Source organism: Wukongibacter baidiensis, from assembly GCF_050888315.1.
GTDB lineage: Bacteria > Bacillota > Clostridia > Peptostreptococcales > Caminicellaceae > Wukongibacter > Wukongibacter baidiensis.
This window is the reverse complement of record NZ_CP138202.1, coordinates 3,757,662-3,784,394: the sequence shown is the minus strand read 5'-3', so window position 1 is coordinate 3,784,394 and position 26,733 is coordinate 3,757,662. Positions and strand designations below refer to the sequence as shown.

26 protein-coding genes are annotated in these 26,733 nt (G+C 33.5%); 3 read left to right on the top strand and 23 right to left on the bottom strand.

The genetic code is table 11. The features are described 5' to 3' along the window. Nucleotides 1-85: 85 nt before the first annotated feature. Nucleotides 86-838: a thermonuclease family protein gene (locus R9X47_RS17120; RefSeq protein WP_432662241.1), complete on the top strand. Its 753-nt coding sequence runs from the start codon at nucleotides 86-88 to the stop codon at nucleotides 836-838. A 92-nt stretch (nucleotides 839-930) separates the two neighbouring features. Here the strand turns inward: R9X47_RS17120 and R9X47_RS17115 are convergent, their stop codons facing one another. Then, nucleotides 931-1,569 carry an MtnX-like HAD-IB family phosphatase gene (locus R9X47_RS17115; protein WP_432662240.1) on the bottom strand — a complete coding sequence of 213 codons (639 nt, stop codon included), beginning with the start codon at nucleotides 1,567-1,569 and terminating at the stop codon, nucleotides 931-933. A 24-nt stretch (nucleotides 1,570-1,593) separates the two neighbouring features. Next, a complete protein-coding gene (locus tag R9X47_RS17110; RefSeq protein WP_432662239.1) occupies nucleotides 1,594-3,018 on the bottom strand; it encodes an HD domain-containing protein in 1,425 nt (474 codons plus the stop codon). Between the two features lie 470 nt (nucleotides 3,019-3,488). On the opposite strand from R9X47_RS17110, the gene R9X47_RS17105 reads away from it, so the two are divergent. After that, complete coding sequence (locus R9X47_RS17105) at nucleotides 3,489-3,734, top strand: AbrB/MazE/SpoVT family DNA-binding domain-containing protein (RefSeq protein WP_432406311.1); 246 nt, start codon at nucleotides 3,489-3,491, stop codon at nucleotides 3,732-3,734. Nucleotides 3,735-3,859: 125 nt separating this feature from the next. Here the strand turns inward: R9X47_RS17105 and R9X47_RS17100 are convergent, their stop codons facing one another. From R9X47_RS17100 to R9X47_RS17035, 14 genes are all read right to left on the bottom strand, one after another. After that, nucleotides 3,860-4,051, bottom strand: coding sequence for a DUF1858 domain-containing protein (locus tag R9X47_RS17100; RefSeq protein ID WP_432662238.1), 192 nt, complete (start codon nucleotides 4,049-4,051; stop codon nucleotides 3,860-3,862). Between the two features lie 86 nt (nucleotides 4,052-4,137). After that, nucleotides 4,138-4,980: a 16S rRNA (cytidine(1402)-2'-O)-methyltransferase gene (gene rsmI, locus R9X47_RS17095; protein WP_432662237.1), complete on the bottom strand. Its 843-nt coding sequence runs from the start codon at nucleotides 4,978-4,980 to the stop codon at nucleotides 4,138-4,140. 228 nt (nucleotides 4,981-5,208) lie between these two features. Beyond that, nucleotides 5,209-5,964, bottom strand: a complete 756-nt coding sequence (locus R9X47_RS17090) for a tRNA1(Val) (adenine(37)-N6)-methyltransferase (RefSeq protein WP_432662236.1) — start codon at nucleotides 5,962-5,964, stop codon at nucleotides 5,209-5,211. Nucleotides 5,965-5,982: 18 nt separating this feature from the next. After that, the gene (locus R9X47_RS17085) at nucleotides 5,983-6,609 is read right to left on the bottom strand and encodes a TlpA disulfide reductase family protein (protein ID WP_432662235.1); all 627 of its coding nucleotides are present in this window, start codon (nucleotides 6,607-6,609) and stop codon (nucleotides 5,983-5,985) included. 72 nt (nucleotides 6,610-6,681) lie between these two features. After that, complete coding sequence (locus R9X47_RS17080) at nucleotides 6,682-7,377, bottom strand: cytochrome c biogenesis CcdA family protein (protein ID WP_432662234.1); 696 nt, start codon at nucleotides 7,375-7,377, stop codon at nucleotides 6,682-6,684. 211 nt (nucleotides 7,378-7,588) lie between these two features. Continuing rightward, nucleotides 7,589-9,010: a carbon starvation CstA family protein gene (locus R9X47_RS17075; RefSeq protein WP_432662233.1), complete on the bottom strand. Its 1,422-nt coding sequence runs from the start codon at nucleotides 9,008-9,010 to the stop codon at nucleotides 7,589-7,591. A gap of 152 nt (nucleotides 9,011-9,162) precedes the next feature. After that, nucleotides 9,163-9,888 carry a LytR/AlgR family response regulator transcription factor gene (locus R9X47_RS17070; protein ID WP_432662232.1) on the bottom strand — a complete coding sequence of 242 codons (726 nt, stop codon included), beginning with the start codon at nucleotides 9,886-9,888 and terminating at the stop codon, nucleotides 9,163-9,165. A 15-nt stretch (nucleotides 9,889-9,903) separates the two neighbouring features. Then, nucleotides 9,904-11,577, bottom strand: coding sequence for a LytS/YhcK type 5TM receptor domain-containing protein (locus R9X47_RS17065; RefSeq protein WP_432662231.1), 1,674 nt, complete (start codon nucleotides 11,575-11,577; stop codon nucleotides 9,904-9,906). 201 nt (nucleotides 11,578-11,778) lie between these two features. After that, entirely contained in the window at nucleotides 11,779-11,949 is a 171-nt protein-coding gene (locus R9X47_RS17060; RefSeq protein ID WP_432662230.1) for a 4Fe-4S binding protein, read from the bottom strand. Between the two features lie 213 nt (nucleotides 11,950-12,162). Next, nucleotides 12,163-13,056 carry a PSP1 domain-containing protein gene (locus tag R9X47_RS17055; protein WP_432662229.1) on the bottom strand — a complete coding sequence of 298 codons (894 nt, stop codon included), beginning with the start codon at nucleotides 13,054-13,056 and terminating at the stop codon, nucleotides 12,163-12,165. A 2-nt stretch (nucleotides 13,057-13,058) separates the two neighbouring features. Further along, on the bottom strand, nucleotides 13,059-14,039 hold the full coding sequence (gene holB / locus R9X47_RS17050; protein WP_432662228.1) for a DNA polymerase III subunit delta': 981 nt from the start codon (nucleotides 14,037-14,039) through the stop codon (nucleotides 13,059-13,061). Nucleotides 14,040-14,164: 125 nt separating this feature from the next. Continuing rightward, a complete protein-coding gene (locus tag R9X47_RS17045) occupies nucleotides 14,165-14,491 on the bottom strand; it encodes a cyclic-di-AMP receptor (protein ID WP_432662227.1) in 327 nt (108 codons plus the stop codon). A gap of 69 nt (nucleotides 14,492-14,560) precedes the next feature. Continuing rightward, the gene (gene tmk, locus R9X47_RS17040) at nucleotides 14,561-15,187 is read right to left on the bottom strand and encodes a dTMP kinase (protein WP_432667647.1); all 627 of its coding nucleotides are present in this window, start codon (nucleotides 15,185-15,187) and stop codon (nucleotides 14,561-14,563) included. A gap of 15 nt (nucleotides 15,188-15,202) precedes the next feature. Continuing rightward, the gene (locus R9X47_RS17035) at nucleotides 15,203-16,645 is read right to left on the bottom strand and encodes an aminotransferase class I/II-fold pyridoxal phosphate-dependent enzyme (protein WP_432662226.1); all 1,443 of its coding nucleotides are present in this window, start codon (nucleotides 16,643-16,645) and stop codon (nucleotides 15,203-15,205) included. Nucleotides 16,646-16,923: 278 nt separating this feature from the next. Here R9X47_RS17035 and R9X47_RS17030 point away from each other — a divergent pair, with 278 nt between their 5' ends. Then, a complete protein-coding gene (locus tag R9X47_RS17030; protein WP_432662225.1) occupies nucleotides 16,924-17,091 on the top strand; it encodes a hypothetical protein in 168 nt (55 codons plus the stop codon). A 226-nt stretch (nucleotides 17,092-17,317) separates the two neighbouring features. Here the strand turns inward: R9X47_RS17030 and R9X47_RS17025 are convergent, their stop codons facing one another. The 7 genes from R9X47_RS17025 to R9X47_RS16995 form a co-directional block, all read right to left on the bottom strand. Next, nucleotides 17,318-17,848: a hypothetical protein gene (locus tag R9X47_RS17025; protein ID WP_432662224.1), complete on the bottom strand. Its 531-nt coding sequence runs from the start codon at nucleotides 17,846-17,848 to the stop codon at nucleotides 17,318-17,320. Between the two features lie 875 nt (nucleotides 17,849-18,723). Next, nucleotides 18,724-20,064 (bottom strand): glucose-6-phosphate isomerase, encoded by a 1,341-nt coding sequence (locus tag R9X47_RS17020; protein ID WP_432662223.1) that lies wholly within the window; start codon nucleotides 20,062-20,064, stop codon nucleotides 18,724-18,726. Between the two features lie 215 nt (nucleotides 20,065-20,279). Beyond that, nucleotides 20,280-21,233: an ROK family protein gene (locus R9X47_RS17015; RefSeq protein WP_432662222.1), complete on the bottom strand. Its 954-nt coding sequence runs from the start codon at nucleotides 21,231-21,233 to the stop codon at nucleotides 20,280-20,282. A gap of 219 nt (nucleotides 21,234-21,452) precedes the next feature. Then, nucleotides 21,453-22,250, bottom strand: coding sequence for a Cof-type HAD-IIB family hydrolase (locus R9X47_RS17010; RefSeq protein ID WP_432662221.1), 798 nt, complete (start codon nucleotides 22,248-22,250; stop codon nucleotides 21,453-21,455). A gap of 129 nt (nucleotides 22,251-22,379) precedes the next feature. Beyond that, on the bottom strand, nucleotides 22,380-23,585 hold the full coding sequence (locus tag R9X47_RS17005) for a M20 family metallopeptidase (RefSeq protein ID WP_432662220.1): 1,206 nt from the start codon (nucleotides 23,583-23,585) through the stop codon (nucleotides 22,380-22,382). 107 nt (nucleotides 23,586-23,692) lie between these two features. Next, complete coding sequence (locus tag R9X47_RS17000; protein ID WP_432662219.1) at nucleotides 23,693-25,174, bottom strand: Na+/H+ antiporter NhaC family protein; 1,482 nt, start codon at nucleotides 25,172-25,174, stop codon at nucleotides 23,693-23,695. A 449-nt stretch (nucleotides 25,175-25,623) separates the two neighbouring features. Next, on the bottom strand, nucleotides 25,624-26,733 hold the full coding sequence (locus tag R9X47_RS16995) for an ATP-NAD kinase family protein (RefSeq protein WP_432662218.1): 1,110 nt from the start codon (nucleotides 26,731-26,733) through the stop codon (nucleotides 25,624-25,626).

Here is a 26,733-nt window from a genome sequence, read left to right as displayed (position 1 = left end):
AATGTTTGGTATACTTTATTTATCCTTGATTATTCATAAAAAATCAGGGATTCTACTAGTTCTTTATTATCATCAGGAGGATACCATGAAAAAACTTTCTATTATTATAGTTATAGGTCTAATCTTTCTTTTTTTTGTATCAAATTCCGAGGACAACTCTTCCTTTGAAAGTGATAATGGTACATCAGAGTATGTTGCGGTATTCAAGAATGGCATCCAGGGAATAAAATCTAGCATAGATAAAGTTTTTACAGCAGAGAATAAAGAAGGCTTTAAAAGAAGCTTTTCTGACCTAATATATAAAGCAAAGAATATCATCACCGATGAGGAACTGAAAAAGATTAAACAGCGGGCCGCTGATCTTTTTAAGGAAATCAATAATTCTATATGGAATAACCTAGTAGATTCAGACTATGAAAAGGCTCTTGTTACAAGAGTTGTAGATGGAGATACCATCGTAGTAGTTTTAAATGGTATAGAAGAAAAGGTAAGACTAATAGGGGTAAACACTCCTGAAAGTGCTGGAAAATATAAAGGCAATCCTCAACCCTACGGAAAAGAGGCTTCAAACTTTACAAAACGTTCGTTACTCGGCAGCATGGTTTATTTCGAAAAAGATGTAGGTGATAAAGATAAATACGGGCGACTTCTAAGATATGTATGGCTAAAGGATCCTTCGGAAGGTAAACTCAATGAAGATATGTTTAATGCCATTTTACTCAAAGAAGGCTATGGAAATGTAATGACCATCCAGCCTAATGTAAAATATCAGCAGACCTTTGTTAATCTTGAAAAGGAAGCGAGAAAGAATAAAAAGGGCTTGTGGCAGCTTAAATAGCTCTCTAAAAAAAGGGGCTGTCTCATAAAAACATCTTATGAGTTCAGCCCCAGGGTGTTTCAGAATGAGTAAATTTCTGAGACATCCTCTTTTTATAATTCCTTCACATAATCTATGACATCTTTAAAGCTATCATATTTTTTATATTCTATACCTTTTTCATCACAATGCCTCGCCAAATAGCTTTTGGCAAATAAGGTATCTGCCTTAGGTGCCACACACATATCAGAGTACCCATCACCTATATATATGATTTCATCAGAGTTTTGCTTCAACCTATTATAAATTTCAGTTTTACAAGTTCCACATTTTTTACAGTTTTGAGATTCATGGGGAAATCCTAAATTATATTTGCCATAATCATCAAACAAAAAGCTATTACAGTAAATCTCTAAATCATCTATCCCATGCTTTCCCAGTACAGTGTTTATGTTAAAATCAAATCCATCACTGACTACATAAATATTATATTCCTTTTCTCTACAAAGCCTAATAAATTCTGAAAAGTAATCATCAATTTCAATGCTTTCTAAAAAGCTTTTCAGGCTATTTTCATTAAAATCCATTAATCCGAAAAGTTTCTCACTACAAGCCTTAGTAGTCAAGTCTCCGTCAGCCCATTCTTTATCTAATTCTTTCCAATCCTTTGTACAAAACTCATTAGCTACAGCTACACAGGTATCTTTTTTTGTAATGGTTCCATCAAAATCTACCATAATAGTTCTCTTCATTTATACAACTCCTTCAAAGCTATGCTATAGATGCTCTTCAATGTATTTCATTATCCTTTGTCTTTCTAATGGGATCTCTCCGAAGAATATAGCTTTCTTAACCGAGTCAAGTATATCTCCAATAATACGATTATCTTCAATATTGAATTCTTCTAAAATATCGTCTCCGTTTATAACATGAGATATATCCTGTAGTCCTTTGAACCTTGTGAGATAGTTATTTGCAAGATATTCAGCATGGACCTTATACATACCCATTTCTTCATGTGGCTTTAGCAGCTGTCTTGTAGATATTATATCCGCAAGTCCTATTAAAATTATATCTAAGGTACTTTCTCCAAAATTTTTAAATAAATCATACAGGGCTCTTCCACTTACATCATTTGTTTTATATAGTGTAAGGGGCCACATATGTTCCTTTACAATTTTACATAAATATCTTTTTTCTTTCTTACTAAGACCTAATCGTTCAGAAATATTAGCCATTATTTCCGCACCAACTATTTCATGTCCTCTAAATCTAACTCTTCCAGTTTCATCTATCCATCGAGCCTTTGGTTTTCCAATATCATGAAATAGTGCCGCAAGCTTCATAAGTTGCCTCTTAGTATGTCCATTAACAACTATTTGATTGGTATGAACCTCATAGGCATTTCTAAGATGCTTTTCAAAGTAACCCTCGGCATAAACGATTTTTTCAAGAACTCTCATAGTATGCAAAGAGTGGGTCCAAGCATCTACAACATGATATTTACACTTTCCGACTTCCTTCATGGGCTCTATTTCTGGAAATACCTCTCCGAGAATATCAAGATGTTTATCCATAAAGCCAAAATAGTAATAGGATCTCTTAAACCCTAATATCTTAAAAATTTCATTACTTAGTTTTTCTCCTGGAATCTCTTTTATTCTTTTGCTATTCTTTTTTATGAGTCCATACATTGCATCGGATATGTCAAAGTTTAACTGAGACATAAATCTAACTGCCCTTAGCATTCTTATAGGATCTTCTTCAAATATTTCTTCAGTCACTTCTCTTATTACAGTATTTCTTATATCATTTACTCCGCTATAGGGATCAATCACATGTTCAAAGTCTATGTTCCCACCTTCTATTTTTACAGCTAGAGCATTCATTGTAAAATCTCTTTTGGATAAATCCTCGTATATGTCCTTACCCTTCATACTGCAAAAATCAAAGGTTACTTTCTTATCATCATCATTTATTACTACTCTCAAGATCTTATTTTTTTTATCTAAAGGTATAACCTGAGCCTTCATTAAACCTGCAAAGTTCTCAGCAATACTTGACGCATCGCCTTTAGCTACTATATCGAAATCCCAGATATCCTTTTTTATAAAGTAGTCTCTAACTGAACCTCCAACTAAATATATATCTTTATCAGTTAATTTACTTATCTCTTCAATATATCCGTTAGTGAAAACCAACCTATTCACTCCCAATCATATGAAGCCAAAATTTGAACAAAGATACCATTGGCACTTTGTGTTTCTCACAGTGGCAACTAATATGTCAATATAGACATTCCAGTCAAAACTTTAATTTATACACATTAAAAATCCCCAAAATCATCGGATATTTTAATATGTATAATGTATAAATTAAGATTTACTTGGAACTCCATATAATAGAATTTTAACCCTTTATACTTACATTTATTTTTCAAAAGTCGAATTCTATACAACTTTCTTTAATCTTAAACTTTTTAAATAATCATGTCAATCTCGTTAATACAAACGCCTATACCAATAATATCCATTATCCTCATAAATTACTAGCAATAAAGTATGTATTTAATGCTAATAAATTGCATTTAAGAGGTTGACTTTTATTGGTAGTAATGGTATTATTTAAAGTGAGAAATATGTCGAACGATGTCTAAAGGAGGATGATTTTGATGAAATCTACAGGAATAGTTAGAAAGGTAGACGAACTAGGAAGAATTGTTATACCAAAAGAGTTAAGAAAAACTTTTAATATTGGTGAAAAAGATGCGCTAGAAATTTTCGTGGACGGTGGTAAAATTATTTTAAAGAAATATGAACCTGCATGTATTTTCTGCGGACAGGCTAGAGATAACATCAACTACAAAGGTAAAAATATCTGCCCAGACTGTGTTGAGCAATTAAAAGAATCAAAATAGTAAAAGTGCTTGTGATCGACCACAAGCCTTTTCTTTTTTAAGAGGGTATGTCTCAGAATGACGAATTTCTGAAACACCCCGGGGCTGAACTCATAAGATGCCTTTATGAGACAGCCCCTTGTTATTTATTCTAAACTTTCTAGATCAAAAAGTATTTCTTCTAAATTTATACCATTTACCCTCGATGCTATCTCAAGCGTTTCTGTCTCCGCTCCAAAACAATGTTGGCAGTGAAGCCCATATTTCTTAAAAACCTCAAGAACATTAGGATTAGTAAACAATATTTCCGCAATAGTCATATCCTTATTATATCTCATCTAATCCCCTCCCTAGTATTATATTATTCTATAAAGGTTGTACATTTTCCTTTTATAAGACTAGGAAAGAGTATTAATTTGTCATATTATATTTCTATACTATATTTATATACCTCTCTTTTAGATATATTTCTTACCTTCGCAACTTCCTTTACCGCTTCCTTTTTAGATAGGCCTTTATCAATATACAATAGTATATGTTCCTCTATAGAAATATTCTCAAAGCTGTCATCTTCCTTTTCTTCTGAGGTACTCCCTTCGACCAAGATCACAAACTCTCCCTTTGGAGAATTTTCTTTAAAGTGATTTATTACATCAGATATACTTCCTCTTACAAGCTCCTCGTACTTTTTTGTGAGTTCTCTAGCCGCTACTATCGATCTATCATCTAAGACTTCTTTCATATCTTTGAGAGTATCCTTTAATCTATGGGGGGATTCATAGAAAATCAATGTTCTATCATCACCCTTTATTTTTTTTAGCCTTTCACGTCTGCTTTTCTTGTTTCTGTCTAGAAATCCTTCAAATGAGAACTTTTCTGTAGATAATCCTGAAGCAACCAAGGCAGTTATTATTGCACTAGCACCAGGTAAGACTTCGACTTCTATGTAGTTTTCTATACAAAGCTTCACCATATCTTCCCCAGGGTCAGATATACCAGGCATTCCTGCATCGCTAACCAGTGCAATGTTTTCACCTTCTATTAACTTGTTTATGAGCTCTATCCCTTTTTTTTCTTTATTATGTTCATGATAACTCGTAAGAGGTTTTTTTATCTCATAGTGATTTAATAGCTTTAGGGTATGCCTAGTATCCTCAGCTGCTATTAAATCAACCTCTTTTAGAGTATTTAGAACTCTTATAGTTATATCCTCTAGATTTCCTATTGGTGTTGCACATACATATAACTTTCCTCTTTTGGTTTCCATAGCCTTACTCCCATCTAGTCTATAGATATAGAGATTCTAGTCAAAACTTTAATTTACACACATCAAAATTCCCTAGAAATATCGGATATTTTTATATGTATAAATTAAGATTTACTTGGAACTCTCTATATGTAATTCAGAAACTATATAAACGAAAGTAGACTCTGAGTTTTCCTTCGTTCTCAGTGACTACTCTCGTAAACTTAACTTCTCTATCACAAATCTATATTAGCTTTCAATACTTTCCTTACCATATATCTCGTAAATTTCATCTGTATAGCTACCATCTTCATTATAAACATATAATGGATCTAACAACTTAAGTTCCGGCTTTGCAGCCTTTATGCATTTTACCAACAACAGGTTTGGCTTTTTATTTCTATTTGGATGTACAAACATAAGCTTCTTTGGCTCAAGCTTATACTGCCTACATAGGCACATAATATCCACTAGTCTATGGGGTCTATGAACTAAGTAGAAGTGTCCATTATGCTTTAAAAGCCTCGCTGCTGCCTTTATAACATCCTCTAGTGTACACTTTATCTCATGCCTTGAAATGGCCTTCAAATCCTCAGGATTTTTTAAGCCTCCATTTTGATTCATATATGGTGGATTTGATACAACTACATCTATTGAGTTAACCTCTATTATTTCTTCTATATTTTTGAGGTCTTCGTTTATTATCTCTATTCTATCATCTAGTCCATTAAGCTTTATACTTCTTTTTGCCATATCAGCAACCTGCTCTTGAATCTCTATTCCATATATTTTACTAGCACTACTTTTACCGGCTATTAAAATAGGCATTATTCCCGTTCCTGTTCCTAAATCAACTACCTTGGCATCTCTTTTTATTTCAGAAAAATTGCTGAGAAGTACTGCGTCTACACCAAAACAAAAGCCCTTAGGGTTCTGGATAATTTTAAGTCCTTTGCATTGTAAATCATCTACTCTTTCATTTTCCTTAAGCAAAGCTTCCTCCATTGTTATCTCTCCTTGTTCTTACTCCTTCGCTGCTTCTATTTGAGCTTTCATTCTTTCATCGCTCATTGCTCCTGTTATAAAGTTTACAATAATTCCTTCTTTGTTTATTATATATGTCGTCGGAAAAGCACCTACTCTATATTGCGTAGCAACTGCTCCATCTTTATCATATAAAACAGGGAATGTAAATTTGTTCTCGTCCAAGTAGGTGTTAACATCTTCAATACCATTTTTTTCAACAGCCGTAACATTTACTGCCAGTATCACAACATCTTCATCATTATACTCTTCATGTACTTTTTGCATATGAGGCATTTCTGCTCTACAAGGTCCACACCAAGATGCCCAGAAGTTCAAAAATACTACCTTACCCTTTAAGGATGAAAGGCTTATTTCATTCCCTTCTCTATCAAGCAATGTAAAATCATAGGCTTTATCTCCTGGAAAAATCCCTTCTTTTACTTCTTCATCTTCCTCTGTTTTTCCTTCATTATTTTCATCGATTTCAACTGTTTTTTCAATATTTTTTTCTTCTTCAGTTGCAGCCTTCTCTTTATCAATTTCTACATTTTCTTTATTTGTGCATCCTGCAATCAAAACTACCGATAACAATCCTACTAGTAATAAGCTAAATACTTTTTTCATGAAATTACACCTCATTTAATTTTTTTTGTTTTTAATGTAGATCTCTACTTGAATCTCTATAAGTTTATACTCTTAAGAAAAAATTGATGAAAGGGTGTTTAAGCTGTTTGTATATACTAATATCCCCATTATTATAAGTAAAATCCCACTCGCAACCTTAATTATCTTCAAATACTTATCTAAGTTGGTAATCTTCTTGAGAATTACATCTAAAGATAATGCAGTCGCAAGAAAAGGTATGCTAAAGCCTAGGGAATATATTACAAGAAGATATATAGCTTTTGTATAGGTTTCTGAGCTAGCCGCCATCATAAGTACAGAGCTAAGAATTGGTCCAATACAAGGTGTCCACCCAAAGCTAAATGCCATTCCTAATATTACCGCATTAATAAACTTCGGCGTTTTAGCATTGAAATTAAATTTCCTCTCCATATTAAGGAAGCCTAAATTGATAATTCCTATATGGTGTATTCCAAAAACTATAATTATTATCCCACCAATTTTCCTAATTATATTATTATTGAAATACAAAAACCTTCCTAAAGCAGTAGCAGTAGCTCCAAGTATTATGAAAACCAAGCTTAACCCTAGAAGAAATCCTATTGAATTGATTAAAACGGTCTTTCTTCTTCCACCGGCCTCTATTTCTTCTAATGACCCTCCTGTCAAATAACTTAAATAGATTGGCATTAAGGGCACAATGCACGGTGATAAGAAGGACGCCATCCCTTGCAATAATATTACTATCGTTGATATGTTATTTTCCAATCAAATATACCCCCCATTAGTATCGTGTTATACAATCATTATACTATAATGATACCCATTCTCAAAGTGTAAAAAACAGAAATTCAATCGCACTAATAGCTTCCTGCTTAACACAGCAAAAAGGCAGCCTGTTTAGCTGCCTGATTTCTTACTATTATAACTCGAATCTCATTTATTGACACAATAGTAGTAAAATATCTAAATGATTATTTTATGCTGTCATCTTCTCTTCCTCTATATTATAACCCTTTTTAGCCTTAACCATAAATAATCCTAAGCACACTACTGCAGCTAATATACCTACAGAGTTTGATAATCCGGCTGCAAGCTTAAAACCTTCCTTAGCTTGTAGTATATAGGCCGTTGTAACACCTGTCATAAATGTTGCAGGTATTGTACAAATCCAATGAAGTTTTCCACTCTTAGCAAGGTATGTTGCAGATGCCCAAAGAACTATCATTGCAAGTGTTTGATTTGACCATGAGAAATATCTCCAAACTATACCGAAGTTTATCTGCGTAAGGGCTACACCAATAACAAATAATGGAATAGCTATCATGAATCTATTACCAGTTTTATCTTGCTTATAATTTATTGCGTCTGCAATAACTAATCTTGCACTTCTAAATGCAGTATCACCAGATGTTATTGGACATGCAACGACACCTAATAGAGCTAGTACTCCTCCTACAGACCCAAGAAGTGTTCCTGATATTTCATTTACTGCCACTGCTGGACCACCATTTCCAAGGGCAGCTGCAAGGCCTTCTGTTCCTCCGAAAAATGCCATTGATGCCGCAGCCCAAATAAGAGCTATTATACCCTCTGCAATCATTGAACCATAGAATATTCTTCTACCTTCACTTTCCTTTCTTACACATCTAGCCATAAGTGGTGATTGTGTAGCATGGAATCCTGAAATTGCTCCACATGCTATAGTTATAAATAGAAATGGAAAGATTGAAGTCCCCTTTGGATGAAGATTTGCTATAGTCATTTCTGGTATAGTATATCCTTTAACTACAATTCCAACCCCTATACCTACAGCCATAATAAGCAGTGATGCTCCAAATAATGGATAAATCTTACCGATAAGCTTATCAACTGGTAATACCGTTGCAAGTAAGTAATAGGCTATTATTATTCCAACCCATATAGTAGCATTCATACCAGTTAAATTACTAAGTAGTCCCGCAGGTCCCTTTACGAATACAACACCAACCAAAATAAGTAGTACAACGCTGAAAACCCTCATTACCTGCTTGGCATTGTTTCCAAGATAAATACCTACTATTTCTGATACACTTGTTCCCTTATGTCTTATTGAAAGCATTCCTGAAAAATAATCATGTGTAGCTCCTGCGAATATACATCCGAAAACTATCCATAAAAATGCTGCCGGCCCCCATAGCGCACCTGCTATAGCTCCAAAAATTGGCCCCAGTCCAGCAATATTCAAAAACTGAATCAGGAAAATCCTTGGCCAACTCATCGGAATGTAGTCTACTCCATCTTCCATTGAAATTGCTGGAGTTTCTTTAGAATCAGATATGCCGAAAACCTTTTCCACAAACTTACCATAAATGAAATAACCTAGAATTAAGACAATAATCGATGTGATAAAAGTAACCATATAAGTCCTCCTTTAGAAATATTGTTTATGCAATACTTATTTTAAGTTATTTTTGTAGTTTTCTGTCGATTATTCTCGTGGTTTGTAACAATTTCTTCATAAAGTGCAAAAAAAATAACACGAAATGATTTTTCGTGTTTCTAAATACAACTCTATATCCTCATTATTTTCCTAAATGCCTTTATCTTACTCCTACTAACGGGAATTTGGACCTCCATACCCCTCAGTTTCACATTGTAGGTATTGTTAAACCATGGAATTATCTCAACTACCTTATCAATATTTATTATGAATCCTCTATGACTCCTAAAAAACTTTTCCTCGGGAAGCTTATTATAAAAGCTTGAAATACTCATATTAGCAATATATTCTTCACTAGCTGTATAAACTATGGTATCTCTTTCCTTAACTTCACAATAACATATATCTTCAATATTTATTACCTTCATCTTATCATTTCTCCAAAGAGTAATTCTCTCATTTAAAGAACTTTCATTTCTTCTTGGTTTTTCATTTTCTCTATAGTTTTTTTCAATTCTTTTTATTGTATTTATAATACGATCTTCCGAATATGGTTTAAGTATATAATCGGCTGCTTCTATTTCAAAGGCTTCAATAGCATATTCCTTATATGCTGTAATAAAGACTATGATAGGCTTCTCTTCAAATTTGTTTACAATTTTTCCAAGACACATTCCATCAAGGTTTGGCATATTGATGTCTAAGAATATCAAGTCTACCTTATTTCCTTCTAGAAACTTCAAAGCAGCTAATGAATCATCAAATTCCTTAACAATATCCATATCACTATAATTTTTAATAAAGTATTTGAGTTCTTCCCTTGATGGATATTCATCATCTACTATGATACATCTCAATGCAGTCACACCTCTCTAATCTTTTTTACAGACAATAAAGCTTATCCTAGTCCCTTGTTTTAGCCTTTCTATTTCCAGTCCCTTTCCATAAAGCAGCTTTAATCTATTGTGTACGTTGGCTAAGCCTATTCTGTTACACTTCATTCTATCATTATATACGGCACTTATAACTTCAGCATCTATCCCGACTCCATCATCCTCTATTGTTATTTTAACAAAATCATCTTCTTTATATTTCTTAATATCTATTTTTACAACTCCATTTTCATCGACTTTTAATATCCCATGTTTAATAGAATTTTCAACTAATGGCTGGATTATTAGACTTGGTACCTTTATATCTATGTCCTTATCGACATCATATATCACCTTAAGCTTATCTCCATATCTAGCCTGTTCAATTTTGACATAGGCCTTTACTTGTTCGAGTTCGCTTTCAATACTTACCAGTTCATCACCCTTTTCGATATTATATCTTAAGTAGGTAGAAAGGTCTATTATTAGATCCCTGGCTTTACTTGGATTCATCCTTACAAATGATGCTATTGTATGAAGAGCATTGAATAGAAAGTGAGGATTTATTTGGGCTTGAAGAGCTTTTATTTCAGCTTTATTAGCCATACTTTTCAAGTTCTCAAGTTTACTTAGCTCAAGTTGAGTTGATATAAGCTGTGATAGGCCTTCAGCCAAGGTTTTGTCTCTGTAGGTCACTCCATTTTCAATTCTATAATAGATTTTGAGAGTACCTATAACCTCTTCCTTGTCCTTCAAGGGGACAACTATTGCAGATTTTATTGAGCAAGTATCATTCTTGCACTCTATAGACTGAGGATTATTTAATATTAAGATTTCTCCCTTTTCAATTACTTCTTCCGTTGCCTTTGTAAGAAACTTGCTTCCCTCGATATGATGATCTTCTCCTATTCCAACGTGGGCCAAGATATATTCTGTATCTGTTATGGCAACGGCATCTGCCTCAACAGAATCCTTTATAATCATACATACATTCTTTAGTGATTCCCTTGTAACTTCTCTAAAATAAGGTAAGGTCTTATTGGCTATCTGTAATACAACCCTAGCCTGCTTAGCTGCAATTTCCTCTTTAGCCTCAAAAATATTCTCAGTTATCAATATGACTATGGCTATTCCTCCTGCATTTGCTATCACCATGGGAATATATATCTGTTTTACTATTAAAAATGCTATATGGAAGGGCTTTGAAAGAAGTAAAATTAGGCCCATACTTAGACTTTCTACTATTATCCCTCCAACTAGTCCATAAATCCACCGATTTTCCACACTTGACTTTTTATAGATTAACCCCGATAAATATCCTCCTGCAACAGTTGCTATTGCACAGGGCAATGCGGTAATTCCACCAATATCTATAGCTATTCTATGGAGTCCTGCGATAATACCTGCAACTACTCCAACAAAGGGTCCACATAGAATTCCTCCAACCATAACTCCGATATTTCTTGTATTAGCTATTGCACCTCTAACGTCAATTCCTATATATGTTCCCAGTATTCCAAAGGCGCCAAACATTAATGAAAAAATTATTATTTCAAGCCTTCCTAATTTCTCCTTTAAAACTATTTGTTTAAGGGTCTTAACTCTAGATATAAAAAATGCTATTACTATGATATATCCCAAATTATTTACAAGTTGTTTTAAGAGCTCTATCAATTTAATCATCTCCAAAGAGTTTTGTTAATACTTTTAAAGTGGTTATCTTTAATATATATTATTTAAAATAATATTCAAGATTAATTTTGATGCTTTCTCTCAAAAAACAAAAAGAGGCTGACTCATAAAGAAATCCTATGAGTACAGCCCCAGGGTGTTTCAGAAATTCATCATTCTGAGACACTCTCTTTCTTATCATAATTATTCAGGATGCGGTGCATCTACTGGGCATACATTAGCACAAGCTCCGCAGTCAATACATCCAGACGCATCAATAACATATATATTGTCACCGGCACTAATTACATCAACAGGGCATTCTGGCTCACATGCACCACAACTAATACAACTGTCATTTATAGAATATGCCATAATTTGTTTCACCTCCGAAATATAATCTTTTGCTTTCTTATTAGATTATATCCAGTTAGTGTGTTTTTTATTATTTTTTTATAACACATACAGAGATTCCAGTCAAAACTTTAATTTATACATATCAAAAATCCCCAGAATCATCGGATATTTTGAGATGTATAAATTAAGATTTACTTGGAACTCTCTAGTAGGAAATTACTTTTTTCATTTCTAGTCTTTCGTATCTTTTATATCCTCAGTTCCTTTTGCCTCTGCTTCACCCTTTTTTTCATATATTCTTTTTACCTCTTTTTTATGGAATATATAAATATCATCGCTTAGATTCATAATATTTTTTGCCTTATCCTCTTTGATTATTAGCCTAACTTTAACGGATTCAAGCAATACATTATTATTCATAACTATAGCGGGGCCTTCAGGAGTCGTTATTCTTTCTCCTTGGTTAGGCAATCCCTTTCTTAAGTGAGTATAGCTTTCATATTCATACCTCAAACAACACATAAGTCTGCCGCAAATACCAGAAATTTTTGTAGGATTAAGTGATAGATTTTGTTCCTTTGCCATTTTTATAGAAACGGGATCAAATTCGCCAAGCCAAGTCGAACAACATAAACTAACTCCACAAGGTCCTATTCCACCTATCATTTTTGCTTCATCTCTAACACCAATCTGTCTAAGCTCTATCCTCGTTCTAAATATAGATGCTAGATCTTTAACAAGTTCTCTAAAATCTACTCTACCATCTGCAGTAAAATAAAATATAACCTTGTTATTATCAAATGTATATTCCACATCGATAAGCTTCATTTCGAGACCATGTTCTTCTATTTTTTCTAAGCATATTTCAAATGCTTTCGTCTGCTTTTCTTTATTCTCTTTATTTATAATTTCATCTTCAAGCGTAGCAATTCTTAATACCTTTTTTAGAGGAGCAACAATTTCTTCTTCAGTAATCTCCTTTGATCCTACTACTACCTCTCCAAATTCTATACCTCTTGCTGTCTCAACAATAACATTTTGATCTTTTTTTACATCTATCTCATCGGGATCAAAATAATATATTTTTCCTGCTTTTTTGAATCTTACTCCAATAACTTTTACCATGATTATACCGCCTCCTGTAAATTCAAGAGCATCGTCTCAATGCTTAGACTAAAATTCACATTTGCATCTATATTTTTTCTAGTATTTCCAACAATACCTATGGATTTTGAAATTGCTTCATATGATACTGTATTTACATGGGTATCCAAAATATCTATTTTATCTATATTAAATAAATATTTATCTTCTCCAGTCTCTGCTAATAGTAGTAAATCTCTAAACCAAATTGTAAAGAAGTCTAATATTTCACTGATATACTCTTTATTCTTTTCAAAAAAATCTACATAATCTAAAAGCTTTAATTTATCTCCTCGTATTACCTCGTCGATTATATCTAGCGTTGTCTCTCTTCTATTTTTAAATTCCTCGGATTCATATAGGTTAATTGCTTTTCCCAGTGATCCATCAGAAAATCCTGAAAGTATAGCTAAATCTGTATCCTCAATATTATAATTTTCAATAAGGTACTCTTCTATTAACTTTTTTGAGATTTTATTGAATTTTATTATTTGACTTCTTGATCTTATAGTAGGAAGAAGCCCATGAAGATTCTGAGTAATAAGAATAATTATACCATAACTTGGTGGTTCTTCTAGTATTTTTAGCAATCTATTTTGTGCACTTACAGTCATAGTACCTGCTGACTCTATAATAAATACTTTTTTATTACTTTCATAGGGTTTTAAAAGAATATTGTTCTGAAACTCTTCAATTTGCTTATTCTTTATACTATTTCCATCGGGTTTTATTGTATATATATCAGGGTGATTATCATTATTTACCTTTACACAGGAAGAACAAGTTTCACAACCAAAGGCTCCACTTTTACAGTTTATGGCCTTTGCAAATTCTACTGCTATCAATTTTTTACCAATACCCTCTTGTCCTTCAAAAATATATGCATGGGCAAGCTTGTCATTTTTTATTGCTGTTTTAAGAAAGCTTATTATATTATCGTGTCCTATAATTTTTTCAAAGCCCATAGTTTATGTTCCTTTCTAGACCATAGAGTTCCTATAGCAAAGCTTATACATCTCCAAATACTTGATGTGTCTCATAGTTTTAGATGTATAGAAGTTAATAGTTGTACTAGAATCTCTATATTTCCTTATACTTTTTCAAAACGTTCTATGTCAACAACAAATATTGTAGCTCCTCCAACTACTACCTCGATAGGAATGGGAATATAGTTAGAATTATCTGCTATCATTGGCGATGTCGTCGTTATTTCCTTTCGAGTTTTACATACATCTTTTATTATACCTATTACTTCATCAGTCTTTTCTTTTTCAACCCCCACTAAAAGAGTGGTGTTTCCAGATCTTAAAAAACCTCCTGTTGAAGCCAGCTTTGTAACTCCAAAATTAGCTTCAGTTAATTTCTCAAGTAGTCTATGTGAGTCCTCATCATGGACTATAGCAATAACAAGTTTCATTTCCATTCCCCTTTCTTTATCATTCTAATAAAGATCTTTGTGAAATCTACTCATTACCTAAGATTATTACTATAATTTTAATTTTTTACCAACAATATTGATTATATCCCTATGGATTTCTTCAATTGAATTGCTGGCATCAATACCAATTATTCTTTCGGGATATAGCTTTTCAAGTTCAAGGTATCCTTGGTAAACTTGATCATGAAAATCAAGCTTCTCCATATCTAGTCTGTCACATTCGTCTGATGAATATCTTCTACTTAATCCCACTTTCGGAGATACCTTCAAAAGGAAGGTTATATCGGGCTGTGTTCCTCTAATAGCCATATCATTAATTTCTTTAACAAAATCTATGCCTAAGTTTCTTCCTATACCTTGGTACACTATACTAGAATCTACAAATCTATCACAAATTATAGCTTTCCCTTCTATAAGGGCAGGTTTTATAAGCTCTGCAACATGCTGTGCTCTTGATGCTGCATAAAGCAATGCCTCTGTTACATTGTCCATCTCAGTATTGTTCTTATCCAATATAACCGAACGAATTTGTTCACTTATATTGGTTCCACCGGGCTCTCTAGTGATTAATATATCATAACCCTTCTCTTTAAAATATTTTTCTAATAACTTTATCTGTGTAGTTTTGCCTGATCCATCTGGTCCTTCAAAGGTTATGAATATTCCTTTCATAATATCCCTCTCTCTGCTCTATTCTATTACTTTTATAGTATTTAAAGACTCATCACTTGTTCCAATTACACTTATTCCTAAATTCTTTAATATCTGCACATATTCAATTATTTCTTCGCTGATTACCTCACCAGGGCAAATAAGGGGAATCCCTGGTGGATATGGTATAATATATTCTCCACTAATCCTTCCACGGCTCTGTGCAAGCTCTACACTTTTTTTCCCGCTGTACACAGCTTCTCTAGGTAAAACTCTCATCTTAGGTATTTCAAAACTAAACTCAGGAAGTTCAGTCTTTCTATGGGGAATCTTTTTATCATCATGTATCGATCTTAAAGCCCTAGAAAGCCTACTAAGATCATTCCTATCATTGGCTATAGATGTAACTGCTAATACATTATATATATCGGCCATTTCAACCTGTATATTGTACTTTTTCCTTAATATTTCTTCCAGTCTAGTACCCTCTATCCCTAAACTTTTCATATTAATCGTTAGCTTAGTTACGTCTATATCCTTTACACCATATTTTCCTATAAGTTCTTTAGAAACTAGGCTTAACCCTTCTATTTCTTCAATTTCTTTTGTAAAATCATTAATACTTTTAATAAGCTTCTCCATCAAGAAATTTCCTTCTTGCACTAATATGGTCATGGCCATATCAAGTGATGCCATGAGCAGATAGGATGGACTGCTGCTTTGATTTAATGTTAGCATGACCTTAAGCTTATCGATGTCTACTCTTCCATCTCTAACATGTAGCATAGAGCTCTGGGTAAAGGAAGGTAATGTCTTGTGAGTACTCTGTACGACCATGTCCGCACCTGCATCTAAAGCCGATATGGGAAGCTTATCGCTTAACTTAAGATGGGAACCATGGGCTTCATCTACAATCAGTATTTTATTGTATCTGTGTACCGTCTGAACTATCTTTTCTATATCACTACATATTCCATAATAATTTGGATATGTTATAATAACTGCCTTTGCATCGGGGTTCTCCTTAATAGCCTCTTCAATTGACTCTGGAGTAACTGCCATACTTAGTAATAAACTTGAATCCACCTGTGGTTTAACATAGATCGGAGTCACCCCTCCAAGTATCATTCCGCTAACAACTGATCTATGGCAATCCCTTTGTACTATTATCTTATCACCAGGATTTGTCACGGCCATTATCATAGATATAATACCGCATGTAGTACCATTTACTAAGAAGAATGTATGATCTCCTCCATAAAATGCCTCAGCTCTTTTCTGTGCTTCTTTTATTATACCCTCTGGAGCATGTAAATTATCTGATCCCGGTATTTCTGTTATATCAAACTGACCGATGTTATTATTAATATTCAAATTATATTTTTCGAAAATTTTCCCATTTTTATGTCCTGGAACATGAAATGAAACCATATTTCTTTTTGAAAGCTTTAATAATTCATTAAATATTATGGGCCTTTTCAATAAATTTTCCCTTCCTTTCAAGTAGTTTCACAAATATTTAAAATATTGCAATTTTTTTGTAAGATTTGGGAATAATCTTAATAGGTGGAATAATCCTTTCACACTTATAATTATGCTGTAAAGGTTCAATTACAACTATTAATTTATACATATCAAAAGTCTTCTAAACCATTAAGTAGTCATATATGCATAAATTAAGTTTCACTATTTAAACCCTATATATCTAATCTAGGTATCATTTTTTATATGTTCTCATTATATCTTAAAGGAGGGTGTAAATGAAAGGTTATACTCCAATAACTACTTTAAAAGATTTTATTTATATATACTCTGCCTACAAAAGCGATTCGGAGATTGCTTATTTGTTTGACATAAGTGAAAATGACATAAAGGCAGTCAGAGAAGAGTTTTCTAAAGAAGTTGATGATATACAATTAAAGGTTTAATATGATTATAGTAGAGTGTCTCAGGATGACGAATTTATGCGTTATCTAAAATTCAGGCGACTTGGCACGTATACTATAGAGATTCAAGTAGAAACTTCAACTTATAAAGGTACAAAACTCTTAGGAACTCTGAGTATTTGTACCTTTATAAATTGAGTTTTACTAAGAATTCTATACAACTAGCCAAACCGCCTGAATTTCAACCCCTTGAAACTCTGGGCTGAACTTATGAGATGTCTTTGTGAGACAGCCCTTTATTTTCTTCAATTTTTTCAAGGTTGCGATTTAATGCACTTAAAAATGCTTCGTTCGGTTCTAATATGACTCTACATAGCCTACCATCTTTCAAAAACTCTACTACATACCAATTATTTTTGTTATTTCCTGTAACAAATTTATATTCTCTTATTTCTTTATCATGATCATTTAACTCTTTATATGGCTTTATATATTTAATATCCTTTGGTTTAATATGAAAAAATATATGATTTGCCCTTCCTATAACTCTTTCTACCATTAATTCATCTTCAATTATCCTATAGTTATAATAAGCTAAATTTTTGTATATTATCCTTCCACAAATAGTACTGCATAGTAAGAGAGCTCCTAGTGCTGCTAAGCTTCCAAATGAAGCTCCATATCTACTAAAAATATCAGTAGCTATATTCGTTACTATAACCGATATAATAATCATAGCTAATATCTTCCAAAAGCTTATGTTCTTATTCTTTACAGTCTGTTTAAGTATCGGTGACATAGAAAAACTCCCTACTTAATTTGATACTATCATATTATCATTATTCATTGATAATTACAATAAAAATGGAGACCCTCAGTTTTCCATTTTTGGATAGTATCTTTTTTACTAAGATGTAGGGTAAATTTTTTCTGGAGGAAATACTCCCGAATAAAGATTTACAAACATCAAGTCCCTTTGTTTGGACCAGATTTTTCTTCAAAAAAAGACCTCAAAAAAAAATAATCTACATACATAATTAATGTAGATTATTTTGCAATCTTCATATACTCTTTTCCATAATGGTTATTTATGGTATTATTAGTTTTGGATGACTTTTTCTTTAGTTTCATTACATCCGACATAGTAGTTTTTATAATGTAATATTCTATATATATAATTGGAATACATAACAATACTAAAAATACTATCCTAAGTGATGTTTTTAATATATCCATAGCTCACCATTCCTCTTAATTTCTGTTACATATATCTATTCTATATTTATTTGATTTTTCCTTCATCGAAATCTTAGTTCTTTTGTACTATTTCTTCTAGTTTTGTCTTTTCATGTAGATTGCATCGGCTAAAAACACATTATGTAGTTGTTGATAAAGTTATCAAATACCATATGTATTCGACAGAATTGTGGAAAAATTGTGAATAAGTTAAATTTCAACCTTATTTTTTTTGTGTATTATATAGTTTGCTACTAGTTTACAAGGATTTTTATGTTTATCCACAATTACAGAGATTCAAGTAGGACTATTAACTCATACATGCCCAAAACTCTCAAATCCAATGAATATTTGTTTATACATAAACCTAAATTATTCATGTATTATAAAAAAAGCCACTTAAAAATTTTAATTTTCAAGTGACTTTTTCTGATCTATTTATATTCTTTGCATTAATTCTTCCCTGAGAGATTCAAATCCAGGTTTTCCAAGAAGTGCAAACATATTTTTCTTATAGCTTTCAACCCCTGGTTGATCAAATGGGTTTACGCCTAAAAGATATCCGCTTATTCCACAAGCCTTCTCAAAGAAATATATTAACTTTCCAAAATAGTATTCATTCATCTCTGGTATATTGATTATTATATTTGGCACACCTCCATCTACATGAGCAAGAAGTGTTCCAGTAAAAGCATTTTTGTTAACGAAATCCATAGTCTTTCCACTTAGATAGTTTAAATTATCAAGATTGGCTTCATCCTCTACAATCTCAATATCTTCCTTCGGGCTTTCTATATTTAGAACTGTTTCAAATAAATGTCTTCTTCCATCCTGTAAATATTGACCCATTGAGTGAAGGTCAGTTGAAAAATCTACTGCCGCTGGGAATATCCCCTTTCCATCCTTTCCTTCACTTTCGCCATAAAGCTGCTTCCACCATTCTGATATGTAGTGAAGTGATGGTTCATAATTTACTAACACCTCTATCATTTTTCCTTTGTTGTAAAGTACATTTCTTATAGCTGCATATTGATAACAAGGATTTTTATCAAAGTCTTCCTCCATGTACTCTTCTCTTCCTGCCTTAGCACCTTCAATCATACTATCTATATCAATTCCAGCTACTGCTATTGGAAGCATTCCAACGGGAGTAAATATCGAAAATCTTCCGCCTACGTCATCTGGTATAACAAAAGTCTCGTATCCTTCCTTATTAGATAATTCTCTTAAGGCACCCTTGCTCTTATCAGTTGTCGCATATATTCTTTCCTTTGCGCCATCCTTACCGTATTTCTCTTCCATATATGCCTTTATAGCTCTAAAGGCAATTGCTGGTTCTGTTGTTGTTCCAGATTTAGATATTACATTTATGCTGATATCCTTACCTTCAATAGCATCAAATAAGTGTTTTAAGTAAGTTCCACTTATATTATTACCAACAAAGTAAACTTCAGGTCCATTCTTCTTATCCCTTGCCAACATGTTATAAAAGGAATGCGAAAGTGCTTCAATAGCTGCTCTTGCTCCCAAGTATGAGCCGCCTATTCCTATTACTATGAATACTTCCGAGTTGCTTCTTATTTTTTCAGCAGCCTTTTTTATTCTTCCAAACTCTTCTGTATCGTAGTTTACTGGGTAATCAATCCAGCCTAAAAAGTCATTTCCTGCTCCAGTTTTATTTTGAAGCATTTTATGAGCCTCTAAAACAGACTCCTTTAAATATTCCATTTCATGGTTCTTTGTAAATGCATTTGAATAATCCAAATTAATGTTTTTCATTATTACCCTCCAAAATTTCAAATTATTTTTCATGGTTCCTCATGAGTTTAATTTCGCAATTATAGTCATGCTACCTTAAAACCGAAAATAAATTTTACTGAAATAATGAACGCTTCTACATTCTTTCAGTAAAATTTGTTAATCCTTAAATTAGCATTACTTTATATCATATGTGTTACTCTGGACTTTAATTCATGTTTAGTTTTTTAATCTTTTTATACATTATGCTTTCCAAGCATTGCAGCTCCAATTATTCCTGCATCATTACTTAACTCAGCTAGCACTATATCACCAACAGGTAAAGTCTTAAAATATTTATTCTTCAAAACCTCAGCCCTAACCTTATCTAATAGAAATGTTCCAGCCTTTGAAATTCCTCCTCCAAGAACAAAAATTTCAGGGTCTATTACAGAAGTAATGTTCATAATACCTATTGCCAAATACTTTACTAGTCTATCTACAGCTTTGTTGGCAAGTTCATCTCCTCTAATAGCAGCATGAAAGATTATTTTCCCATCTAGGTTATCAATATTCCCATTTAACTTCTCAGTCATTATTGTTTCACTATTTTCTTCATTTATTAACTTCTTAGTATAATTAATAAGGGCTGTGGACGATGCAAAGGTTTCTATACAACCATTTCTTCCACAATTGCAATCATAATAATTTTCTCCAACTATCATATGTCCGATCTCTGATCCTACACCATTAGATCCCGTATGAATTTTACCATCTATAATAACTCCTCCGCCGATGCCGGTTCCAAGGGTCATGAACACTCCATTTTTCTTATTTTTCATAGCTCCTGCCTCATACTCTGCAAGGCCAGCTAGGGTAGCATCATTATCAATAAAAACCGGAATACCTAGTGCTTTTTCCATAGGTTTTTTTAAGGGCACCTTTCTCCAGTTTAAATTAACGCACTCAATAACATCACCTGTTTTAGGGTCTGCTAAACCCGGTATACCTATACCGATTGCTTTAACTTCTTCCTTTGTTTTTCCAGAGTCCTTAATAACCTCAGAAATTAGATCAATAATATCCTTTATAATAGCTTCTGGCTTTCTTTCACTTCTTGTTGGCACAGATTTTTGATGCTTTAACTGACCTGATTCATCAACTATTCCAACGGCAATATTTGTTCCACCTAAATCTACTCCTATGAACACAGTTTTCGATCCCCTTTCTTATTAGTTCTGATTAATTTATATTATTTCTATAGTTAAATACGCTATATTATTATTTCTATATCTTTTACTTTAAGTATAACCCATAGAATTACGTTTTTCAATATACTTTATAAAGTTACTTTAATAAGTTTTTGCAAAAAAATAGAAGCGATGGCCTCGCTTCGAGTTGTGTGCAAATTAAGATTTACTTAGAACTCTCTATAAAAAGAGTTTTTCTAGATATTTTACTACCCCATCCTCATCATTACTTTGTATCACTTCGTTTTGTGGTAGAGCTTTTTTAAGCTCGTCATGGGCATTTCCCATTATTATGCCCTTCCCTACAAGCTGAAGCATTTCAAAATCATTTAATCCGTCGCCAAATGCAATTACTTCATCTAGACCGATGTCATACTGCTGCAACACACTTTCTAATGCTGCGCCCTTTGATATTCCAGATGCCATGATTTCTAAACAATGGGGTGTAGAAAAGGTTATATTTATTTTTTCAGGAATCATGTCTTCTATCTTTTCTTTTAGCATCACTAATTTTTCATGATCTTTGCAGATAAAAAATACCTTTGAAGACGAATACTCTTCTAATGCCTTAAAATCCATAACCTCATAGGTGAACCCAGACTCCTTATGAAATTCTTTGAACTTTTCATTTTCTATCTCTACAAACCATCTATCTCCTTGATAGATATTTGCATAAATCTCCTTATCAACTTCTATGTTTAAGATATCTCTAACCGTCTTCGCATCAATATCTTGGGCAAACAATTCCTTCCTACCCACATCATGCACCCTAGATCCATTCGATGTAATAAGTATTGTATCAAGCTCTAAATTTCTTCTAATATGCTCTGCATCCATATGATGTCTACCGGTAGCTATAAAGAACTTAACTCCCTTATTGACAATTTCTTTTATTACCTTCTTAGAATAGTCACTTACTTTATGATTACTGTTTAATAGAGTTCCATCTAAGTCTGAGATCACTGCTTTATATTTCATAAATAGTTCCTCTTTTCTCTATCGTTTTCTATGATTAATAAAGTATATACTATAATTCTTTTTCATTCAACATTAGGACCGAGTTATCCATGAAAAGTTTGGTTAAATAATATAGACTATAGATATATCTTATGTTAAAAGTCTGCAGAGAAAATCAAATATCACTTTCGATGTTTCTACTACACTATCTATCATCACATACTCATCAGCTGTATGAAAATTTCCACCATCGGGCCCAAATATATATGTGGGAATATTACTACGTCCACCTAGATAATTAAAATCACCGACTCCTGGAATATATGATTCTATACAAGCCTTTTCAGTTATACTAGATATACTACTCTTAATGGCTTCCGTATAGATGCTATCCTCTAGAACGATGTATGGATCATAACCTACGCAGTCCTTATGGGGAGCATTTCTAAAGCTAACAGAAACTTCACTTTTAATATTTGCCTTTTTTACAGCATCTATAACCTCTTTTTTAATTGTATCTCTATTCTCTCCTCTTACTACATGTCGATAGACTGTAAATGAAGCTTTTTGAGGAACACTGCATAATGCTCCACCACCTTCGAGTTTCGTAATGCAAATCGATCCCTTACCGAGCTTATCATCAAGTCTTAGCTCAGTTTTCTCTAATTCTAAAGCCACCTTAGCTGCATCGGTAACGGCATTTATGCCATCCTCAGGAGTGGCAGCATGGGCTGATCTTCCGAAGAAATTCACAGTATAGCTCCATCCTCCTAATGCTCCTAAGCATAAACATGGATACTTAACCTTGCAAAACCCATTACTTGACTCTGGTACAAGTGCCACATCAACATTATCAGTAATACCATCTAATATTAGTGAATCGGTTCCCAATCCAAATGGTCCTTCCTCATCGGATACAAATGTATATAGTATCTCTCCATTAAAGTCTAGATTAGTATTTTTAAATGCCTCTAAAGCAAGCATAATAGCTACAACACCAGCCTTCATATCAACTGCTCCAAGGCCAAAAAGTTTATTCCCTTCAATGGTTGCCTTTAATGGTTCCTTAGTCCATCCCTCACATATCTCTACGGTATCTAAATGTCCGTTAAGTAACACTACAATCCCTTGATTCTTCCCTTTAATTCTTCCAATAACATTAACTCCTTGATGATTGGTTATCTTATCCTCATAGTATCTGTGATACTCTACTGGAATATCCCTTTCTTTAAACCAACCATACACAAAATCCATGACTTTTTCTTCCCGAAGATAAGGACTGTAAATCTCTACTAAATCTCCTAAAAGCGCTTCTACCCTATTACGATTTATATATTTGTCAATATCTCTTCCCATTTCAGCACTTCCTTTCTGATATATCAATTAATAGTCTATCTTTCCTCAAGAAACTAAGCCCAGATTATTCGTTATGCAAATAACCTGAGCTAAGATGGTATTATATACTATGCAGTTTCATCGGTATTTATGGTGCGCTTTTTCTTTAGTTTAACATCTGGTTCTGAAGGCAACCCAAACAGTGGTATAAATCTATCTAATCCTGTTACTGTTAGAATTAGTATTGATGCTACTGCTATATATGCCATAAAATTCAACTTGATGATGTCAAAGGGTACAAAGTTATGAAGTGGATATACTGCATTGGCAATTCCTACATAGAATAGAACGAAACAGTGCCACGGTATTAATTGTGATCCATATACCCCTAACGCATCGGCAAAGGTAGCATTTCTTAATCTAAGCTTATACATGTCTTCTTCACTGGCCTCAACATTTTCATCGGTTATTGTTCTAATGATAGGACTGATAGTAACAATTTCTGCTGTTTCATCTCCAAAGGCTGCATTCCCTCCTAGGCAAAGCATTGCATTCCAGAACATAAGCTGTCTAACGTTCTTAGATATATTTACTATTCCCTTTACAAGGGGTTCAAAGGCATTCATACTGTTCATGATGGCCCCAAAGGCAGCAACCCACATCATCATAACTATGGACCAGCTTCCTGCATCGGAAAATCCTGTGTAGAGTAGATCTAGAAAACCAGTTAGAGAAGTAACTGTTCCCGCTGCAAAGCCTAAAATTAATGAAGATACTATTCCAGCGCCCAAACATATCATTGTTTGGAATCCCTTTACTGCCATCCCTATTACTATTATTAGTGGAATGATCATATAAATAGGAACTCCACCCTTAACCTGCTCTAGTAGCGTTACCGCCGACGCCCTTTCTTCGGCTAAAGCAGTCCATGCCTCCTGTGGAATTGAATTTATTGCTTCTACTGGGCTGCCAACTGTACTAGGAAGTCCCATGGATACTCCAACTATAAATATTACGATTGCTGTGATTAAAGCACAAAGTATTGACCAAACGCCCTGATGTCTTACTCTATGGATAATTTCTACTTTTTGCAGCCCTGAACTCAGTACCGTTGTATCTGAAATAAGTCCGATATTATCTCCAAAGCATGCTCCACCGGCTATTGAAGCAACTGTAAGCAAAACACTTCCACCGACTATATGATTTAACCACAAGAATACTGGAGCACATGCTGCAAAGGTTCCCCATGAAGTTCCAGTTGCAACAGAAAGTACACAGGTTACAAGGAATCCAACTACAGCTACGGTCTTTGCAGTTATACCCATGTTTAATGATAGGTTGATAATCGCTGCGCCAACTCCAGTAGCCATAAAGGATTCAGCCAATCCGTATGCAAACATTAATATAAAAAATACAATTACGATTTCCCTTACATTATTTAATGCCTTCTCTAATAGTTCTTTGAATTTATATTTTTTTATTATCATTGCAAGAATCGTTGCATAGGTTGTTGCAATAGGTGCAGCTATCAATACATCCATACCGCTAATCAATAACCCCGCAAGAACAAAAATAGGTGAAAACTTTAAAATTCCAACTAATATTGCCATTTTACTACCTCCTAATATTTATTTAACAAAATTCATGAATACGTTTTCCTATCATCTATGAATATCATGTCATTCTGATGCACTCCTCCCAAAGATTTATTCAGAATATTCTGTTATTTTTTTATGGTATTATTGCCTAAGGATGTTCCTTCTCTATTTACGTCATGGGTTCTTAAGAATGTTTATTAAATCCAAATTATTCATGAAAAATTCAAAACTACCTGCACCCTTCCAAACTTTTAATGAATAATTCGGGTTAAAGAAGAGATTTTGCTCTATTTTAGTTTCTTTATGAAAAGTATAAATAGGTTAACTTCTGTGAATGGCCTTATATATAAAGTATGTTGTTTGTATGAGAAGTACAAAGCATTAGGTGGGTAAAGATATTCTATATAAAACGTACTTTGTACTTCTCTTATATGGGAGTATTTAAAACCTCTTATAAAGAGTTATATGCTTATCTTATAAATTATCTGCTCTCTATAGCCTGTAATCACTCTTATATAGCCCCTTAGCATCTCATCTATTTTTATATCTCCCGTATCTACAAGGAAGGGATTGCCCCGTAGATTAATAATCTTTTCTTTAGTTGCAACGACAATGATATTGTCTTTTCCTATTCTTTCTATAACCTTTGGGCTAAGCTGCTGATTCCCTCTTCCAAATAGGTAACCCTGTCCTCCTATTGGTGTTATTACAAGCTTACATGGCTTATTTCCAATGTGCTTTAACAGCCTCTCCTCATTGACATCCGATGCTATAAGCTCTCTATTATATACTAAATCCACACCTATAAGGGTATATGGAAGCTTTAGGTTCTGCATAATAGGCCTCGTAGTTGACCCCGGACCAATTATATATAGGGTATCCTCCTTCATATTATCGATAACATCTAGTGAAATGGTATTTTGAGCAGCCTTTTCACTTAGAGGTGTACCAGCCTTGCGACTTTGTACATATCTTCTCTCAAAGGGTATATTTAGATATCCATATAGCCTTGTTTTTACGTTTCCATTTCTATAGGCATCTTCATCTATATCTAATACCTCTACTTCCTTAACTTGTTTTACTTTCCCCTCAAGATATAGCCTAGCTAACTCACCAGCCCTAATGGGACTCTGGGCGTAAACCGGTGAATGAATCTTTACTCCTGCAGGAATCCCTATTACAACCGTTTCCGCTCCCACTGCATTATAGATATCCCTAGCCGTTCCATCTCCCCCAGCAAAAATAATTAAATCAACCTTTTCTTCTAGCATTCTTTTCGCTGCATTAATCGTATCCTTTGAAATAGTTAATCTATCTGCAATATCTAATATTACCTCTGTTTTAAATCCCAGTTCTTTTGCTTCCCTTTCTCCCATATCACCGGAACATGTAAATATTTCTATATTATCACTAATATCCTTGAGGGCTTCAAGTGCCTTTTTAGCCCTTTCCGGGGCCCTTGGAAGGGCACCGAGCTCTATTGCTCTCTCGACTACCCCATCGGTGCCCTTAAGGCCAACTCTGCCACCCATTCCAGCAATGGGATTTACAATCAGCCCTAGTTTCTTCAT